This window comes from Aurantimonas sp. (assembly GCF_964217435.1).
GTDB classification, from domain to species: domain Bacteria; phylum Pseudomonadota; class Alphaproteobacteria; order Rhizobiales; family Rhizobiaceae; genus Aurantimonas; species Aurantimonas coralicida.
In genome coordinates this window covers 55632-73610 of sequence record NZ_CAXPJM010000030.1, presented here as the reverse complement: position 1 = coordinate 73610, position 17979 = coordinate 55632, and the positions used below count along the sequence as shown (strand labels likewise).

General features: G+C 66.7%; 17 protein-coding genes. 15 read left to right on the top strand and 2 right to left on the bottom strand.

The window, feature by feature from the left end; all coding sequences use genetic code 11:
- Nucleotides 1-2 precede the first annotated feature (2 nt).
- The 5 genes from livM (at nt 3) to ACEQX1_RS13045 (ending at nt 4796) form a co-directional block, all read left to right on the top strand.
- Complete coding sequence (gene livM / locus ACEQX1_RS13065; protein WP_370195430.1) at nt 3-1463, top strand: high-affinity branched-chain amino acid ABC transporter permease LivM; 1461 nt, start codon at nt 3-5, stop codon at nt 1461-1463.
- On the top strand, nt 1463-2440 hold the full coding sequence (locus tag ACEQX1_RS13060; protein WP_370195431.1) for an ABC transporter ATP-binding protein: 978 nt from the start codon (nt 1463-1465) through the stop codon (nt 2438-2440). Before livM ends, ACEQX1_RS13060 begins: the two co-directional genes overlap by 1 nt.
- Nucleotides 2437-3186 (top strand): ABC transporter ATP-binding protein, encoded by a 750-nt coding sequence (locus ACEQX1_RS13055; RefSeq protein WP_009209003.1) that lies wholly within the window; start codon nt 2437-2439, stop codon nt 3184-3186. Before ACEQX1_RS13060 ends, ACEQX1_RS13055 begins: the two co-directional genes overlap by 4 nt.
- Nucleotides 3186-3539, top strand: a complete 354-nt coding sequence (locus tag ACEQX1_RS13050) for a DUF6867 family protein (protein ID WP_228238736.1) — start codon at nt 3186-3188, stop codon at nt 3537-3539. The genes ACEQX1_RS13055 and ACEQX1_RS13050 overlap by 1 nt, the downstream gene beginning before the upstream one ends.
- Before the next feature lie 144 nt (nt 3540-3683).
- Complete coding sequence (locus ACEQX1_RS13045; protein ID WP_370195432.1) at nt 3684-4796, top strand: branched-chain amino acid ABC transporter substrate-binding protein; 1113 nt, start codon at nt 3684-3686, stop codon at nt 4794-4796.
- 167 nt (nt 4797-4963) lie between these two features.
- On the opposite strand, the gene ACEQX1_RS13040 is transcribed toward ACEQX1_RS13045, so the two are convergent.
- Both ACEQX1_RS13040 and ACEQX1_RS13035 read right to left on the bottom strand, forming a co-directional pair.
- Nucleotides 4964-5746 carry an enoyl-CoA hydratase gene (locus ACEQX1_RS13040; RefSeq protein WP_370196902.1) on the bottom strand — a complete coding sequence of 261 codons (783 nt, stop codon included), beginning with the start codon at nt 5744-5746 and terminating at the stop codon, nt 4964-4966.
- A 101-nt stretch (nt 5747-5847) separates the two neighbouring features.
- Nucleotides 5848-6627, bottom strand: a complete 780-nt coding sequence (locus tag ACEQX1_RS13035) for an SDR family NAD(P)-dependent oxidoreductase (protein WP_187391530.1) — start codon at nt 6625-6627, stop codon at nt 5848-5850.
- 183 nt (nt 6628-6810) lie between these two features.
- Here ACEQX1_RS13035 and ACEQX1_RS13030 point away from each other — a divergent pair, with 183 nt between their 5' ends.
- The 10 genes from ACEQX1_RS13030 (at nt 6811) to glpK (ending at nt 17923) form a co-directional block, all read left to right on the top strand.
- The gene (locus tag ACEQX1_RS13030; protein WP_370196901.1) at nt 6811-7668 is read left to right on the top strand and encodes a D-amino-acid transaminase; all 858 of its coding nucleotides are present in this window, start codon (nt 6811-6813) and stop codon (nt 7666-7668) included.
- 139 nt (nt 7669-7807) lie between these two features.
- On the top strand, nt 7808-8596 hold the full coding sequence (locus ACEQX1_RS13025) for a DeoR/GlpR family DNA-binding transcription regulator (RefSeq protein WP_370196900.1): 789 nt from the start codon (nt 7808-7810) through the stop codon (nt 8594-8596).
- A gap of 94 nt (nt 8597-8690) precedes the next feature.
- Complete coding sequence (glpD, locus tag ACEQX1_RS13020) at nt 8691-10190, top strand: glycerol-3-phosphate dehydrogenase (RefSeq protein WP_370195795.1); 1500 nt, start codon at nt 8691-8693, stop codon at nt 10188-10190.
- A 24-nt stretch (nt 10191-10214) separates the two neighbouring features.
- A complete protein-coding gene (locus tag ACEQX1_RS13015) occupies nt 10215-11297 on the top strand; it encodes an ABC transporter ATP-binding protein (protein ID WP_370195792.1) in 1083 nt (360 codons plus the stop codon).
- 10 nt (nt 11298-11307) lie between these two features.
- Nucleotides 11308-12390 (top strand): ABC transporter ATP-binding protein, encoded by a 1083-nt coding sequence (locus ACEQX1_RS13010; RefSeq protein WP_370196899.1) that lies wholly within the window; start codon nt 11308-11310, stop codon nt 12388-12390.
- 11 nt (nt 12391-12401) lie between these two features.
- Nucleotides 12402-13292 carry a carbohydrate ABC transporter permease gene (locus ACEQX1_RS13005; protein WP_187391534.1) on the top strand — a complete coding sequence of 297 codons (891 nt, stop codon included), beginning with the start codon at nt 12402-12404 and terminating at the stop codon, nt 13290-13292.
- Nucleotides 13285-14199 (top strand): carbohydrate ABC transporter permease, encoded by a 915-nt coding sequence (locus ACEQX1_RS13000; protein WP_024348636.1) that lies wholly within the window; start codon nt 13285-13287, stop codon nt 14197-14199. The genes ACEQX1_RS13005 and ACEQX1_RS13000 overlap by 8 nt, the downstream gene beginning before the upstream one ends.
- Before the next feature lie 40 nt (nt 14200-14239).
- Nucleotides 14240-14524 (top strand): DUF2160 domain-containing protein, encoded by a 285-nt coding sequence (locus tag ACEQX1_RS12995; protein WP_040325451.1) that lies wholly within the window; start codon nt 14240-14242, stop codon nt 14522-14524.
- Nucleotides 14525-14616: 92 nt separating this feature from the next.
- Nucleotides 14617-16356 carry an ABC transporter substrate-binding protein gene (locus tag ACEQX1_RS12990; protein ID WP_370195794.1) on the top strand — a complete coding sequence of 580 codons (1740 nt, stop codon included), beginning with the start codon at nt 14617-14619 and terminating at the stop codon, nt 16354-16356.
- A gap of 82 nt (nt 16357-16438) precedes the next feature.
- Nucleotides 16439-17923: a glycerol kinase GlpK gene (gene glpK / locus ACEQX1_RS12985; RefSeq protein WP_370195790.1), complete on the top strand. Its 1485-nt coding sequence runs from the start codon at nt 16439-16441 to the stop codon at nt 17921-17923.
- The last annotated feature ends 56 nt before the right edge of the window (nt 17924-17979 follow it).

Sequence of the window (17979 nt, the reverse complement as noted above, 5' to 3'; positions counted from 1 at the left end):
CGATGGCCAGCACGACATCAGCCACCGCGGCGAACCGCCCCGAGGGCGCGGAGCTCCTGTCCGAAGAGCGGCGCGACGCGGCGCGGGGCGAACCGCCCTTCACCGAAGCGCCGACCGGCGACAGCCGCCTCGTCGCCTCCCTGAAGGAGGCCGGCATCACCGCGGCGATCATCGCGGTCATCACCCTGTTCTTCCTGGCCTTCCGGTCCGACATCGCATCGGGCGGCCTGTCCCTGACGCTGCGGCCGGAGCTCTGGCTCGTCTGGGTGGCGATCGCCTTCGGCGTCCGCTTCCTCCTGTCCTACTTCGTCTTCCGTTCCGAACAGCCGATCACCGGCTTTCTCAAGAAGACCTTCGCGCCCACCGCCCGCGGCCTGCCGATCGGCAAGGTCCTCGGCATCGCGCTCCTGCTGGTCGCGCTGACCCTGCCCTATCTCCTGGCGACGCTGGTTCCGAGCCAGAACCGCTATCTCCTCGACCTGGCGATCCTGATCCTCACCTATGTGATGCTCGGCTGGGGACTGAACATCGTCGTCGGCCTCGCCGGCCTGCTGGATCTCGGCTACGTCGCCTTCTACGCGGTCGGCGCCTATTCCTTCGCGCTGCTGTCGACGAATTTCGGTCTCGGCTTCTGGGTCTGCCTGCCCATGGCCGGCCTGTTCGCCGCGATGTGGGGCGTCATGCTGGGCTTCCCGGTGCTGCGCCTACGCGGTGACTATCTGGCCATCGTCACCCTCGCTTTCGGCGAGATCATCCGCATCGTCCTGTTGAACTGGTACGAGTTCACCGGCGGCCCGAACGGCCTCCTGGGCATTCCCAAGCCGACGCTGTTCGGCCTGGAGTTCAACCGCGGCGACAATTCCTTCGCGGAGTATTTCAACCTCGAATACGACACCGTGCAGCGCTTCGTGTTCCTCTACTACATCATCCTGGCGCTCGCCCTGATCACCAACTTCGTCACCCTGCGGCTGCGCAAGCTGCCGGTGGGCCGGGCCTGGGAAGCGCTGCGCGAGGACGAGATCGCCTGTCGCTCGCTCGGCATCAACACCACCAACGTCAAGCTCACGGCCTTCGCCACGGGCGCGATGTTCGGCGGTTTCGCCGGCGCCTTCTTCGCCACCCGGCAGGGATTCATCTCGCCGGAGAGCTTCACCTTTATCGAATCGGCGATCATCCTCGCCATCGTGGTGCTCGGCGGCCTCGGCTCGCAGCTCGGCGTGGTCATCGCCTCGGTGGTGATGATCGGCGGCATCGAACTCCTGCGGAACCTCACCATCCTGCAGGCGGTGTTCGGTTCGGACTTCGATCCGACCCAGTACCGCATGCTGATCTTCGGTCTCGCCATGGTGGCGATCATGGTGTGGAAGCCGCGCGGCCTGATCTCGTCGCGCTCCCCATCCGATGTCTACAAGGAGAAGAAGAAGATCGGCGCCGATCAGGTCTCCCAGGGCGAGGGTCACTAATGTCGAACACCTCTCACCGCTGGTCGCTCGACCCGGTTCTGACCGTCGAGCATCTGACGATGCGCTTCGGCGGCCTGACCGCCGTGGACGACCTCTCCTTCAATGTCGGGCGCGGCGACATCACCGCCCTGATCGGTCCGAACGGCGCCGGCAAGACCACGGTCTTCAACTGCGTCACCGGCTTCTACAAGCCGACCGAGGGCCGCATCGCCATGCGCCGGGGCCGCAATGTCCCGGACGCCAAGATCGCCGCCCTCACCCGCAGCGGCAACCAGTACGACCGCGACGACGAGCATGCGGTGTTCCTCCTGGAGCGGATGACCGACTTCCGTATCACCGAGGTCGCCGGCGTCGCCCGTACCTTCCAGAACATCCGCCTGTTCGGCGGCATGACGGTGCTGGAGAACCTGCTGGTCGCGCAGCACAACAAGCTGATGCGCGCCTCCGGCATGACCATCGGCGGCCTGTTCGGCCTGCCCGGCTACCGCCGCGCCGCCGCCGACGCCAAGCGCAAGGCGATCGAATGGCTGGGGCACACCCGCCTTCTCGACCGCGCCGACGACCCGGCCTCCGACCTGCCCTACGGCGCCCAGCGCCGGCTGGAGATCGCCCGGGCCATGTGCACCGATCCGGCGCTGCTGTGCCTCGACGAGCCGGCCGCCGGCCTCAACCCGCGGGAATCGGCCGAGCTGAACACGCTCTTGCGCTACATCCGCGACGAGCATGACGTCTCGGTGCTGCTGATCGAGCACGACATGGGCGTGGTGATGGAGATTTCCGACCACATCATCGTGCTCGACTACGGCAAGAAGATCTCCGACGGTTCGGCCGCCGAGGTGCGCGACGATCCCAAGGTCATCGCCGCCTATCTGGGCGTCGACGACGAGGAGGTGGAGCAGGTCGAGCAGGATCTCGGCGTCAAGAAGGCCGGCGCGTCGACGCACGTCGCCGACGGCAGTCAGGGAGACATGGCATGAGCGCGGTCGCGCCGACGCCCGCGGGGGAGCCGATGCTGGCGGTCCGCGGCGTGCATACCTTCTACGGCAAGATCCAGGCGCTGCGGGGCGTCGATGTCGACGTCTTCGCCGGCGAGATCGTCACCATGATCGGCGCCAACGGGGCCGGCAAGTCGACCCTGATGATGACCATCTGCGGCAATCCGCAGGCCCGCGAGGGGCAGATCCTCTATCGCGGCGAGGACATCACCCACATGCCGACCCACGACATCATGTCCCGGTCGATCGCCCAGTCGCCGGAAGGACGCCGCGTCTTCGGCCGGATGACCGTGATGGAGAACCTCCAGATGGGGGCCATCATGGAGGACGAGAAATATTTCGACGACGACCTGCGCAAGGTCTTCGAGCTGTTCCCGCGCCTCAAGGAGCGGCGCGGCCAGCGCGGCGGCACCCTGTCGGGCGGCGAGCAACAGATGCTGGCCATCGGCCGCGCCCTGATGAGCCGGCCCAAGCTCCTGCTTCTGGACGAGCCGTCCCTCGGCCTCGCCCCGCTGATCGTCAAGCAGATCTTCGACGTCATCCGCGAACTCAACGCCAATGAGGGGCTGACCGTGTTCCTCGTCGAGCAGAACGCCTTCCACGCCCTGCGCCTCGCCCATCGCGGCTACGTCATGGTCAACGGCACCGTCACCATGTCGGGCACCGGCAAGGAGCTTCTGGCCCGCGAGGAAGTGCGCAGCGCCTATCTGGAAGGGGGAGCCCACTGATGGAATCCGAAATGGGCCTGCTCTGGGAAGTCGCCCTGCCCGAATTCCTGCTCGTCACCGTCGTTCTCGGCGGCGGCGGTGCCTGGATGATCGGCCGCTCCACCGCGCTGACGTGGAACGGCTGGGGTCTGATGACCTTCTACGTGCTGTTGCTGACGATGGCCGTCCGCTTCATTCACTTCAGTCTGTTCGGCGGCTCGTTCTTTCTGCCGCCGGCGACATTCGGCACCGCGATCTACTATGGACTGATCGACTTCATCGTATTGTTGGCCATTGCCGGCATCGGGCGCAGCTATGTCCGCAACCGTCAGATGTCTCGGCAGTACGGTATATTGCACGGTAACCATCGCTGACTCTGCCGCATTAATGAGCGCCGGCGAAAAACTGTGCCGGGGCTATTCCAACGGCAGCGAATCCGGTCTTAAATCCCCCTCGGTAGAGGACGGTCAACACCGCCTCGTGGCCCACCGGCCGCCAGAATCAACAGGAAGGTTCCCATGAAGAAAGCACTCCTAGCCGGCGCAGCGCTCAACCTGGTATTCGCTGGCGCAGCGTTTGCCGAGATCACGATCGGCGTCGCCGGCCCCATGACCGGCCAGTACGCCAGCTTCGGTGAGCAGTTGCGCACGGGTGCCGAGCAGGCCGTTGCCGACATCAACGCCGCCGGCGGCGTGAATGGCGAGATGCTGAAGCTTTCGGTCGGCGACGACGCCTGCGATCCGAAGCAGGCCGTGGCCGTGGCCAACCAGTTCGCCTCGCAGGGCGTGCCGTTCGTGGCCGGCCATTTCTGCTCGGGCTCCTCGATCCCGGCCAGCCAGGTCTATGCCGACGAGCAGATCGTCCAGATCTCCCCGGCCTCGACCAACCCGGACTTCACCGACAAGCGCCCGGGCGACGGCGTGTTCCGCGTCTGCGGTCGTGACGACCAGCAGGGCGAAGTCGCCGGCAAGTACATCTCGGACAATTTCCCGGATGCCAATGTCGCGATCATCAACGACAAGACCGCCTACGGTAAGGGCCTCGCCGACCAGACCCAGAAGTTCTACGAGGAAGCGTCCGGCAAGTCGCCGGCCCTCGTCGAGGCCTACACGGCCGGCGAAAAGGACTACACCGCCCTCGTCACCAAGATGAAGGAAGCCGGCATCAACCTGCTCTACATCGGCGGCTACCACACCGAAGCCGGCCTGATGGCGCGCCAGATGCGCGAGCAGGGCATGGACACCGTGCTGATGTCGGGCGACGCGCTCGTCGCCGAGGAATACTGGGCGATCACCGGCGACGCCGGCCAGGGCACGCTCATGACCTTCTCGCCGGACCCGCGCAAGAACGAGGCCGCAGCGCCGGTCGTCGCCGAGCTCGAGAAGGCCGGCAAGACCGCCGAGGGCTACGTGCTCTACACCTACGCGGCGATCCAGGCCTGGGCCGACGCGGTCAAGAAGGCCGGTTCCACCGACTTCGATCCGGTCGTCACCGCCCTCAATGATGGCGACTACGCCACGGTCATCGGCGACCTGACCTTCGACGACAAGGGCGACGTCACGCTGCCCGGCTACGTCGTCTACGAGTGGAAGGACGGCCAGTACGACTACGTCGACGGCGCCGCCCAGTAAGCATCAGGGCGCGGCAGACGCCGCATCCCGACATGACGAAGGCCCCGGTGCATTGCGCCGGGGCCTTCTTCGTTGTGGCGGCGCGGGGCTCGGCTCGCGGATAGCACCCTGCCCGTCCCGGCACCTGCCGGCCATGCGTCTGGGCATGGCCAGCCGGCAGTCCGTTGTCAGTCCTGCCCGTGCTTGAACACGGCGGCGCGCTTTTCGCGGAAGGCGGACATGCCTTCCTTCTGGTCTGAGCCGGCGAACAGCGCATGGAAGGTGCGGCGCTCGTGCAAGAGCCCCTCGCGCAGCCCCACCTCAAACGACCGGTTGGTGGCTTCCTTGGCGGTGATGGTCGCCGGCTTGGAGAACTCCGCAATGGTCCGCGCGGCGGCCATCGCCTCCTCCATCAGCGAGGCGGCGGGCACGAGCCGCGACACCAGCCCCATCCGCTCGGCTTCCTCGGCCTCGACCATCCGGCCGGTGAGGATCATGTCCATCGCCTTGTACTTGCCGACGGCGCGGGTCAGGCGCTGCGAGCCGCCCATGCCGGGAATGACGCCGAGCTTGATCTCCGGCTGGCCGAACTTCGCCGTGTCGGACGCGATGATCAGGTCGCACATCATCGCCAGTTCGCAGCCGCCGCCCAGCGCGAAGCCGGACACCGCCGCGACCATCGGCGTGCGCACCCGCTCCAGCATCTCCCAGTCGGAGAACCAGTCGGCGAGCATCATCTCCATGACCGTGCGGTCTTCCATCTCCTTGATGTCGGCGCCGGCCGCGAAGGCCTTTTCCGAACCGGTGATCAGGATCGCGCCGACGCCGGGGTCGCGGTCGAGCTCGGCGGTCAGCCGGACGATCTCGCGCATGACCTCGGAATTCAGCGCATTCAGCGCCTTCGGCCGGTTCAGGGTGAGGATCGCGACGCGGCCCTCCCGGCTGGTGAGTACGACCTTGTCTTCGCTCATCTGTCCTCCTCTTGCGGGGCCCTGCCCGCTCTCGGCTCTGCGACATGGGGCGACGGTCCGGGCTGCCGTCTTCGGCAACCCGGCCGCCGCGATCGCGGTGCTTATTTCGGGGCCATGCGGATGGCGCCGTCGAGGCGGATCGTCTCGCCGTTGAGCATTGCATTCTCGGCGATGTGGACGACCAGCCTGGCGTATTCCTCGGCGGTACCGAGACGCGACGGGAACGGCACCGCGGCCGCCAGCGAGGCCTGCACCTCTTCCGGCATACCGGCCAGCATCGGCGTCTCGAAGATGCCTGGCGCGATGGTCATCACCCGGATGCCGGTCTGCGCGAGATCCCGGGCCATCGGCAGCGTCATGCCGGCGATCGCCGCCTTGGAGGCCGAATAGGCGAGCTGGCCGATCTGGCCGTCGAAGGCGGCGACTGACGAGGTCGAGACGATCAGGCCGCGCTCGCCATCGGCGTTGAGCGGGTCGCCCTCGGACATCAGCTGCGCCACCTGCGACGCCATGTTGAAGGAGCCGATGAGATTGACCGCGATCACCTTCTGGAACAGCGCCGGATCATGCGCCGCGCCGCGCGAGATCGTCTTGCGACCCGCCACGATGCCCGCGCAATTGACCAGGATGCGCGGCGTGCCGATCGCCTCGACGGCCAGCGCCAGCGCCTGCCGGACCGATTCGGAATCGGACACGTCGCAGCGCACGAAGACGCCGCCGATTTCGTCCGCGACCGCCTGCCCGGCCTCCTCGTTGAGGTCCAGCACCGCGACCTTGGCCCCCTTGGCGGCCAGTGCGCGAGCCGTGCCGCGCCCGAGACCCGAGCCTGCGCCGGTCACGATCGCCGGTGTCGTCGTTCCGATATCCAAGCATTCCTCCATGCGTTGCGGGACGGGGCCGCTCAGATGCGGCGCCTCGCCCCTTGGGATGTGATCTATTGCCGTAGCCCCGCGCGTTCCCCGGCGAAAGCCGGAAATGACCCCCGGGCGCGATCTTTCCCCCTCGTCTTCCACCCGGCCGCGCCACGTCGTATGCACGGCAGCGATCTGTCACAGGAGTCCGGCATGTCCCGTACCGTTTACGTCAATGGCGCCTACGTTCCCGAGGAAGAGGCGACGATCTCGGTCTTCGACCGCGGCTTTCTGTTTGCCGACGGCGTCTACGAGGTCACCACCGTCCTGTCCGGCAAGCTGGTCGATTTCGGCCCGCACATGAAGCGGCTGGCGCGCTCGCTCGGCGAACTCGACATGCCCTCGCCGGCCAGCGAGGACGAATTGCTGACGATCCACCGCGAACTGGTCGCCCGCAACGGCCTCGACGAGGGACTGATCTACATGCAGGTGACCCGCGGCGCCGCCGATCGCGACTTCCTGTTCCCGCCGAAGGACACGGCGCCGTCCCTCGTCCTGTTCACCCAGGCCATGGTTCTGCGCGACAAGCCGGCGGCGCGCACCGGCATCCGGATCGCCTCGGTGCCCGACCTGCGCTGGGCCCGCCGCGACATCAAGACGGTGCAACTGCTCTATCCGTCCATGGCCAAGATGGAAGCCAAGGCCAAGGGCGCCGACGACGCCTGGCTGGTCGAGGACGGCATCGTCACCGAGGGCTCGTCCAACAACGCCCATATCGTCACCGCCGACGGCACGCTGATCACCCGCGACCTGTCGCATTCGATCCTGCACGGCATCACCCGCGCCGCGGTGCTGAAGCTGGCGGCGGACGACGGCGTCAGGGTCGAGGAGCGCAGCTTCACCCTGGACGAGGCGAAAAACGCCAGCGAGGCCTTCGTCACCTCCGCCTCCACCTTCGTCATGCCGGTGGTCGAGATCGACGGGCAGCCCGTCGGCAGCGGTGCGCCCGGCCCGATCGCCAGGCGCCTGCGCGAGATCTACCTCGCCGAGGCCGACCGCACCGCCATCTGACGGCCTCGGGACGCCGGCCGGTCGGCACGCCGCCGACTGGCTCTGGCTCGCAATAATGGCCGGCCATCGGCTCCACTTTCGTTTCTTGCGCTTCGGTTTCGTTTTGCCCATGATCGCTCCGTCACGGGAGGAGTGAACCATGCTGTCGGACCGACAGACACAGATACTCGAGAGTGCCAAGCGCAGCGGCCGCGTCTCGGTGGAGGAACTGGCGGCCCGCTACGACGTGTCGGTCCAGACCATCCGCAAGGACCTGAACGACCTTTGCGATCAGCGACTTCTGGCCCGCGTCCATGGCGGTGCGGTGCTGTCTTCCGGCGTCGAGAATGTCGGCTACGACGCCCGCCGCACCATCGCGGCCGACGAGAAGGGCGCGATCGGCCGGGCGGTTGCCGATCTCGTGCCGGACCGCGCCTCGCTCTTCGTCAATATCGGCACCACGACCGAGGCCGTCGCGCGCGCGCTGCTGCGCCATGCCGGCCTGATGGTCATCACCAACAACATCAACGTCGCCACCGTCATGCGGCCCTATCCGGAGATCGAGGTGGTGATCGCCGGCGGCGTCGTGCGTCGCTCCGATGGCGGCATCGTCGGCGAGGCGGCGGTGGATTTCATCCGCCAGTTCCGGGTCGATTTCGCCGTCATCGGCGTCTCGGCCATCGATCCCGACGGCTCGCTCCTGGATTTCGACTATCGCGAGGTGCGCGTCGCCCAGGCGATCATCTCCAATGCGCGCCACGTCATCCTGGCGGCGGATTCGTCCAAGTTCGAGCGCAGCGCGCCGGTGCGGATCGGCCATCTAGACCAGGTCCACACCTTCGTCACCGACGTCGCGCCCGACGGAATCCGGCGGATCTGCCAAGAGCGCGAGGTCCGTCTGATCGAGGCCGGCCGGCGCGATGCGACCAAAGCCGACGTCGCCGAGTAGTTTTCGTTTGACGTTCGGTTTGGTTTCGTAATAGCCTCCTCACATTCGCAATCGCAACCTCGAATGTTGCGGTGCGAAGCCTGGGGAGGCTCTTCTGGATTACGACGTTTTCATCATCGGTGGTGGAATCAACGGCTGCGGCATTGCCCGCGACGCCGTCGGCCGCGGCTACCGTGTCGGGCTCGCCGAGATGAACGATCTCGCCTCCGGCACGTCCTCCTGGTCGACCAAGCTGGTGCATGGCGGCCTGCGCTATCTCGAACACTATGAATTCAGCCTCGTGCGCCACGCCCTGATGGAGCGCGAGGTGCTGTGGAGCATCGCGCCGCACATCATCCGGCCGCTGCGCTTCGTCCTGCCCCATCACGACGGCCTGCGCCCGGCCTGGCTCCTGCGCCTCGGCCTGTTCCTCTACGACCATATCGGCGGCCGGCGGAAGCTGAAGGCGACGACCACCGTCGATCTCGACGGGCCGCTGGGCGCGCCGCTGAAGGACGATTTCCAGAAGGGCTTCGAATATTCCGACGCCCGCGTCGACGACGCCCGCCTCGTCGTCCTCAACGCCCGCGACGCGGCGGCGCGCGGTGCCGACATCATGGTCCGCACCAAGGTGACCGAGGCGCGGCGTGAAAAGGACGGCTGGGTCATCGCCCTCCACGATCAGGAGACCGGCGCGGTCCGCTCCGTCACCGCGCGCTTCCTGGTCAATGTCGGCGGCCCCTGGGTCGACGCCATCATCCAGAACGCCATGGGCCGCAACGGCGCCAACCACATCCGCCTCGTCCAGGGCTCGCACATCGTCACGCGCAAGCTCTACGACCACGACCGCGCCTACATCTTCCAGAACGCCGACGGGCGGATCATCTTCACCATCCCCTACGAGGACGACTTCACCCTCGTCGGCACCACCGACCAGGACTATGAAGGCGACCCGTCGCAGGTGGCGATCAGCCAAGGCGAGATCGACTATCTCCTGTCGGCCGCCAGCGAGTATTTCGCCAGGCCGGTCGTCGCCGAGGACATCGTCTGGACCTATTCCGGCGTGCGCCCGCTCTTCGACGACGGTGCCTCCAAGGCGCAGGAAGCCACCCGCGACTACGTCCTGAAGGTCGAGGGCGAGAATGGCGAGGCGCCGGTCCTCAACTGCTTCGGCGGCAAGATCACCACCTACCGCGTCCTGTCGGAAGAAGTGCTCGGCAAGATCGCCCATCATCTCGGATCCAAGGGCAAGAGCTGGACCGGCGACGAGCCGCTGCCGGGCGGCGATTTCGCCGTCGACGGCGTCGGCGCGCTGGAGGCGGCACTGCGCCAGGCCGCGCCCAAACTCGACGCGGCGACGATCCACCGGCTCGTCCGCTCCTACGGCACCGACGCGGCGAGATTCGCCAGGACCGGTGCACTTGGCCGGGATTTCGGGCACGGTCTCTACCAGGCCGAGATCGACTGGCTGATCGCGGAGGAATGGGCCCGCACGGCAGAGGACATCCTGTGGCGCCGCACCAAGCTCGGCCTGCGCTTCAGGGCCGACGAGACGGACGCACTGGCGCAATATGTGACGCAGCGACAGAATGAACGGAGGACGGCCGCCGAATAGAACCGGCGCGTCTGGGAGGACACATTGCTCGAATTGCAGAACGTCAGCCGCAGCGTCGGCGGCGAAAAGCACATCATAGACGTCTCGCTGACCCTCGACCGCGGCTCGCTCAACGTGCTGCTCGGGCCGACGCTGGCCGGCAAGACCAGCCTGATGCGGCTGATGGCCGGCCTCGACGCGCCGACGTCTGGTCGCGTCGTCATGGACGGCAAGGACGTGACCGGCGTGCCCGTGCGCAAGCGCAACGTGGCCATGGTCTACCAGCAGTTCATCAACTACCCGACCCTGACGGTCTACGAGAACATCGCCTCGCCGATGCGCATCGCCGGCAAGTCGGCGGCCGAGATCGAGGCCGCGGTCCAGAAGGCCGCGGCGCTGATGAAGCTGACGCCCTTCCTCGACCGCACGCCGCTCAACCTCTCCGGCGGCCAGCAGCAGCGCACCGCGCTCGCCCGCGCGCTCGTCAAGAATGCCGAACTGGTGCTCCTCGACGAGCCGCTGGCCAATCTCGACTACAAGCTGCGCGAGGAACTGCGCGAGGAACTGCCGAAGATCTTCGCCGAGACCGGCGCGATCTTCGTCTACGCCACCACCGAGCCCCACGAGGCGCTGCTTCTGGGCGGGCGCACCGCGACCCTCTCCAAGGGCCGCGTCACACAGTTCGGCGAGACGCCCGACGTCTATCGCCAGCCCCATGATCTCCTGACCGCGCGCACCTTCTCCGATCCGCCGCTCAACGTCATGGCCTTCACCAAGGCCGGCAGCCGCTTCACCTCGCCCAACGGCGTCGTCTTCGAGGCCGCGCCAAGCCAGGCCGGCCTGCCGGACGGCCGCTATCTCGGTGGCATCCGGCCCCATCACCTCACCGTCGAGACCGGCGACACCACCGGCACCGTCTTTCCGGCGGTGATCAGCCTGACCGAGGTCACAGGCTCGGAAACCTACATTCACGCCGAGGTCGGCGAGGACCGGATCATCGCCCTCGTCCACGGCGTGCGCCGTCACGAGACCGGCGAGACCATCCGCCTGTCCTTCGACCCCGCCAGCCTTCTCGTCTTCGACGAAGCGGGCAACGCCGTCGTGGCGCCCGCCCGACACGCGGCCTGAGGAGAACGCCATGGCCCGCATCCGCCTCGACCATATCCGCCACGCCTATTCGCCGGCCCTCGCCGCGGCCGACATCTACGCCCTGCGCGAGGTTCACCACACCTTCGACGACGGCGGCGCCTATGCGCTGCTCGGGCCGTCGGGCTGCGGCAAGACCACGCTGCTCAACATCATCTCCGGCCTGCTGACCCCGTCCGAGGGCAGCGTCCTGTTCGGCGAAGACGACGTGACCATGCTGACGCCCGAGGCGCGCAACATCGCCCAGGTGTTCCAGTTCCCGGTCATCTACGACACCATGACGGTGCGCGAGAACCTCGCCTTCCCGCTGAAGAACCGGAAGGTGCCGGCCGCCGAGATCAAGACCCGCGTCGAGGACATGATCGGCCGCATCGGCCTCGAGGCGAAGGCCGATCGCAAGGCCCGCGGCCTGACCGCCGACGAGAAGCAGAAGATCTCGCTCGGCCGTGGCCTGGTGCGCTCCGACGTCAACGCCATCCTCTTCGACGAGCCGCTGACCGTCATCGACCCGCACATGAAGTGGCAGCTTCGCTCCGAGTTGAAGCAGCTCCACCGCGAATTCGCGATGACCATGGTCTACGTCACCCATGACCAGACCGAGGCCCTCACCTTCGCCGACAAGGTGGTCGTCATGTACGAGGGCGAGGTCGTGCAGATCGGCACGCCCGAGGAACTGTTCGAGCGGCCCCAGCATACCTTCGTCGGCTATTTCATCGGCTCGCCGGGCATGAACGTCCTGCCCTGCCGGATCGACGGCAGCGACGCGATGGTCTCCGACATGCGCATCGCCCTGCCGGGCGGCCGCGCGGCCTACGCCGCCGGGGCGAAGACCGAACTCGGCATCCGGCCGGAATTCGTCACCATCGTCGACCGCGGCGACGGCGACGCCGTGCCGGTGACCATCGACAAGGTCGAGGACGTGGGATCGGAGCGCATCGTGCGGGCCCGGCTCGGCGAGCATCCGCTGAGTGCCATCGTGCGTGAAGGCGTCGCCATCCCCACCGACGCGGCCATGCGCTTCGCGCCCGACGCGCTCAATCTCTATGCCGATTCCCGGCTGGTCGGACGGGTCTAGGGAGAACGCACATGGACAAGACCTGGAACAACAAAGCCTGGTTCATGGTCATGCCGGTGCTGGTGCTGGTCGCCTTCTCCGCCGTGATCCCGCTGATGACCGTGGTCAATTACGCGGTGCAGGACACCTTCGGAAACAACCAGTTCTTCTGGTACGGCACCGACTGGTTCGAGGAGGTGCTGACCTCGGCGCGCTTCCACGACGCCCTGATCCGCAACCTCGCCTTCTCGGCCATCATCCTGACCATCGAGGTGCCGCTCGGCATCCTGGTGGCGCTGGCCATGCCCCGCAAGGGTATCTGGGTGCCGGTCTGCCTCGTCCTGATGGCGCTGCCGCTGCTGATCCCCTGGAACGTCGTCGGCACGATCTGGCAGGTCTTCGCGCGCACCGACATCGGCCTGTTCGGCTACACCCTCGCCTCGCTCGGCCTCGACTACAATTACGTCCAGGACCCGTTCGACGCCTGGGTCACGGTCATCATCATGGATGTCTGGCACTGGACGAGCCTCGTCGTCCTCCTGTGCTACGCCGGCCTCGTCTCGATCCCCGACGCCTACTACCAGGCCGCCAAGATCGACGGCGCCTCGCGCTGGGCGGTGTTCCGCTTCATCCAGCTGCCCAAGATGGGCCGCGTGCTGCTGATCGCCGTGCTCCTGCGCTTCATGGATTCGTTCATGATCTACACCGAGCCTTTCGTCGTCACCGGCGGCGGACCGGGCAACGCCACGACCTTCCTGTCCATCGACCTGGTGAAGCTGGCGCTGGGCCAGTTCAACCTCGGCGAGGCGGCGGCGATGAGCCTGATCTACTTCCTGATCATCCTGGCGCTGTCCTGGGTCTTCTACACCATCATGACCAATGTCGGCACCGAGCGCCCGATGAAGGGAGGCGACAATGACTGACACCACGGCAAACCGCGACGTCGTCGAGGCTCCGGGCGCCGGCGCCGTGCCGCCGACCGGCCGGTCCGGCGAGGCGATCGCCCGGCGCAGCCGCAAGGCATCCGGCGGCTTCCGCTGGAAGGCGCTGATCCCGATCCTCTACATCGTCTTCCTGCTGCTGCCGATCTACTGGCTTGTCAACATGAGCTTCAAGACCAATCAGGAGATCCTGAGCGGTCTGACGCTGCTGCCGGAAAACCCGACCCTGCGCAATTACACGGTCATCCTGACCGACCCGTCCTGGTACAACGGCTACATCAACTCGATCATCTATGTCGTTCTGAACATGGTGATCTCGGTCTCGGTGGCGCTGCCGGCGGCCTACGCCTTCTCGCGCTTCCGCTTCCTGGGCGACAAGCACCTGTTCTTCTGGCTCCTGACCAACCGCATGGCGCCGCCGGCGGTGTTCGCCCTGCCCTTCTTCCAGCTTTATTCGGCCTTCGGCCTGATCGACACGCATATCGCCGTGGCGCTCGCCCACTGCCTGTTCAACGTGCCGCTGGCGGTGTGGATCCTGGAAGGCTTCATGTCCGGCGTGCCGAAAGAGATCGACGAGACCGCCTATATCGACGGCTATTCCTTCCCGCGCTTCTTCTTCAAGATCTTCACCCCGCTGATCGCCAGCGGCATCGGGGTCGCGGCCTTCTTCTGCTTCATGTTCTCCTGGGTCGAGCTGCTGATCGCCCGCACCCTGACGGTGACCGACGCCAAGCCGATCTCGGCGATCATGACGCGCACGGTCTCCGCCTCCGGCCTCGACTGGGGCGTGCTCGCCGCAGCCGGCGCCCTGACCATCATTCCCGGCGCGATCGTGATCTGGTTCGTGCGCAACTACATCGCCAAGGGCTTCGCCCTGGGGAGGGTGTGATGCGCGTCACCGCACCGACAGCCAAGACGGAGGCCTGCCGATGATCGACCTGTCCTGGATGGCCTGGACCTGGCCGACCGCCACCTTCTTCATCGCGATCTTCGCCATCATCGCCCTGATGGGCGTCTGGGAGAAGGTGTCGCCCGGTGGCAATCCCCGCGTCGGCATCCTGCGCTTCGAGACCACCCGCGGCGACCGGCTGTTCGTGTCGCTGCTCGGCTCGGCCTTCATCTGCCTCGGCTGGCTGTGGGGCGTCGACCTGCCGCTCTGGTACGCCCTCGGCCTCTGCGCCGTCTTCTTCGTTCTGGTTTTCCGGCTCGTCTGACGGGTCGGAACCGGGCCACCCCGCGTCGTCGCCGGTCGACGCGGACATGCCCATCGCACGCACCGGCACACACTGGGAGGACATTCGACATGATGAAACGATATCTGATGGGAACGGCCGCCACCCTGGCGATCGCCCTCGCCACGGGTCCTGCGGCCGCCGACATGGACGCGGCCAAGAAGTTCCTCGACGCCGAGATCGGCGACCTCTCCACCCTGTCCCGGGAGGAACAGGAGAAGGAGCTGCAGTGGTTCATCGACGCGGCGAAGCCCTATCAGGGCATGGAGATCAAGGTCGTCTCCGAGACCATCACCACCCATGAATACGAGTCCAAGGTGCTGGCCCCGGCCTTCACCGCCATCACCGGCATCAAGGTCAGCCACGACCTGATCGGCGAGGGCGACGTCGTCGAGAAGCTGCAGACGCAGATGCAGTCGGGCGAGAACATCTACGACGCCTACATCAACGATTCCGACCTGATCGGCACCCATTGGCGCTACCAGCAGGTCCGCAACCTGACCGACTGGATGGAAGGCGAAGGCAAGGAGGTCACCAATCCGGGCCTCGACCTCGACGACTATATCGGCACATCCTTCACCACCGCGCCGGACGGCAAGCTCTATCAGCTTCCCGACCAACAGTTCGCCAACCTCTACTGGTTCCGCTACGATTGGTTCAACGACGAGAAGAACAAGGCCGACTTCCAGGAGAAGTACGGCTACGAGCTCGGCGTGCCGGTCAACTGGTCGGCCTATGAGGACATCGCCGAATTCTTCACCGGTCGCGAGATCGACGGGAAGAAGGTCTATGGCCACATGGACTACGGCAAGAAGGACCCGTCGCTCGGCTGGCGCTTCACCGACGCCTGGCTGTCCATGGCCGGCAATGGCGACAAGGGCATCCCGAACGGCGTGCCGGTCGACGAATGGGGCATCCGCGTCAACGAGCAGAGCCAGCCGACCGGCTCCTGCGTCGCGCGCGGCGGCGACACCAACGGCCCGGCCTCGGTCTACGCCATCGAGAAGTATCTCGACTGGCTGAAGGCCTATGCCCCGCCGGAGGCCCAGGGCATGACCTTCTCCGAATCCGGTCCGGTCCCGGCCCAGGGCGCCATCGCCCAGCAGATCTTCTGGTACACCGCCTTCACCGCCGATGCGGTCAAGGAAGGCCTGCCGGTGGTCAACGAGGACGGCACGCCGAAATGGCGCATGGCACCCTCGCCGCACGGCGTCTACTGGGTCGACGGCATGAAGCTCGGCTACCAGGACGTGGGCTCGTGGACGCTGATGAAGTCGACCCCGGTCGACCGCGCCCAGGCTGCCTGGCTCTACGCCCAGTTCGTCGGCTCCAAGACCGTCGACGTGAAGAAGGCTCATGAGGGTCTGACCTTCGTGCGCGAATCGACCATCCGCGACGAGAGCTTCACCGAGCGGGCTCCCGAACTCGGCGGTCTCATCGAGTTCTACCGCTCGCCGGCCCGCAAGCAGTGGTCGCCGACCGGCACCAACGTGCCGGACTACCCGAAGCTGGCACAGCTCTGGTGGCAGGCGATCGGCGACGCGTCCTCGGGCGCCAAGTCGGCCCAGGAAGCGATGGACTCCCTCTGCGCCGAGCAGGAAAAGGTGATGGAGCGCATCGAGCGCGCCGGCATCCAGGGCGACATCGGTCCCAAGCTCAACGAAGAGCAGGACATGGAGTACTGGGTGGAGCAGGCCAAGGCCAACGGCACGCTGGCACCCCAGCCCAAGAAAGAAGACGAGAAGGAACAGCCGATCACCGTCAATTACGACGAGCTGGTGAAGAGCTGGGCCGACGCCAACGCGTCCAAGTGAGCGTCTGACATCTGAGAAACGAAGGCCGGGGTCAGCCCCGGCCTTCTGCCATCGCGAACACCAGCATCCAGAAGGGGACGGCATGTCCGGATACGTTCTCGCCATCGACCAGGGCACGACGTCGACCCGTGCGATCGTCTTCGACGACGGCTTCCATATTCGCGGCCTCGGCCAGCAGGAATTCCCGCAGCATTTCCCCCATTCGGGCTGGGTCGAGCACGATCCCGAGGACATCTGGTCCTCGACGCTCGCCACCATCCGCACCGCGCTCGCCGACGCCTCGCTGTCGGCCTCCGACATCGCCACCATCGGCATCACCAACCAGCGCGAGACCACGCTGATCTGGGATCGCGACACCGGCAAGCCGATCCACAACGCCATTGTCTGGCAGGACCGCCGCACCGCCGAATTCTGCCGCAAGCTGGTCGCCGACGGCCACGAGCCGGAGATCACCCGCAAGACCGGGCTCCTGATCGACCCCTATTTCGCCGGCACCAAGATCGCCTGGCTGCTCGACAATGTGGAGGGCGCCAGAGCCCGGGCCGAGGCCGGCAGGCTCGCCTTCGGCACCGTCGACAGCTTCCTCCTGTGGCGGCTGACCGGCGGCCGCGTCCATGCCAGCGACGCCACCAATGCCTGCCGCACCATGCTCTTCGACATCGAGGCGCATGACTGGGACGACGACCTCCTGCGGCTCCTCAGGGTGCCGCGCGCGCTGCTGCCCGAGGTCAAGGATTGCGATGCCGCCTTCGGCACCACCGACCCCGGCCTCTTCGGCGCCGCCATCCCGATCTGCGGCATGGCCGGCGACCAGCATGCCGCGACCCTCGGCCAGGCCTGCTTCCAGCCCGGCATGCTGAAATCGACCTACGGCACCGGCTGCTTCGCGGTGCTCAACACCGGCGACACCAAGGTGCCCTCCTCCAACCGGCTCCTGACGACGATCGCCTATCGGCTGGCCGGCCGCACCACCTTCGGCCTCGAGGGCTCGATCTTCGTGGCCGGCGCCGCGGTGCAATGGCTGCGCGACGGGCTCGGCCTCGTCGACCGCGCCGACCGCACCGGCCCGATGGCGGGGGCCGCCGACGACGCCCAGGAGGTCTACATGGTGCCGGCCTTCACCGGCCTCGGCGCGCCCTGGTGGGACGCGGAAGCGCGCGGCGCGATCTACGGCCTGACCCGCAAGACCGGCCCCAACGAACTCGCCCGCGCCGCCCTCGAATCCGTCTGCTTCCAGACCGCCGACCTGTTGTCCGCCATGAAGAAGGACTGGACCGGCGCCTCCGACACCATCCTGCGCGTCGACGGCGGCATGGTCGCCTCCGACTGGACGATGCAGCGCCTTGCCGACATTCTCGACGCACCTGTCGACCGTCCGGTCGTTCTGGAAACCACAGCCCTCGGCGCCGCCTGGGTCGCCGGACAGAAGGCCGGCGTGTGGCCCGACATGGCCGGCTTCGCCGAACGCTGGAACCTCGAACGCCGCTTCGAGCCGCGCATGGATGCCGTCACCCGCGGCCGCAAGCTCGCCGGCTGGGCCGATGCGGTGAAGCGGACCCTGAGCTGAGCCCGTTCGACGCGTCGCTGGACACGCGGATATCCCGATATTAAGTTAGGGATATC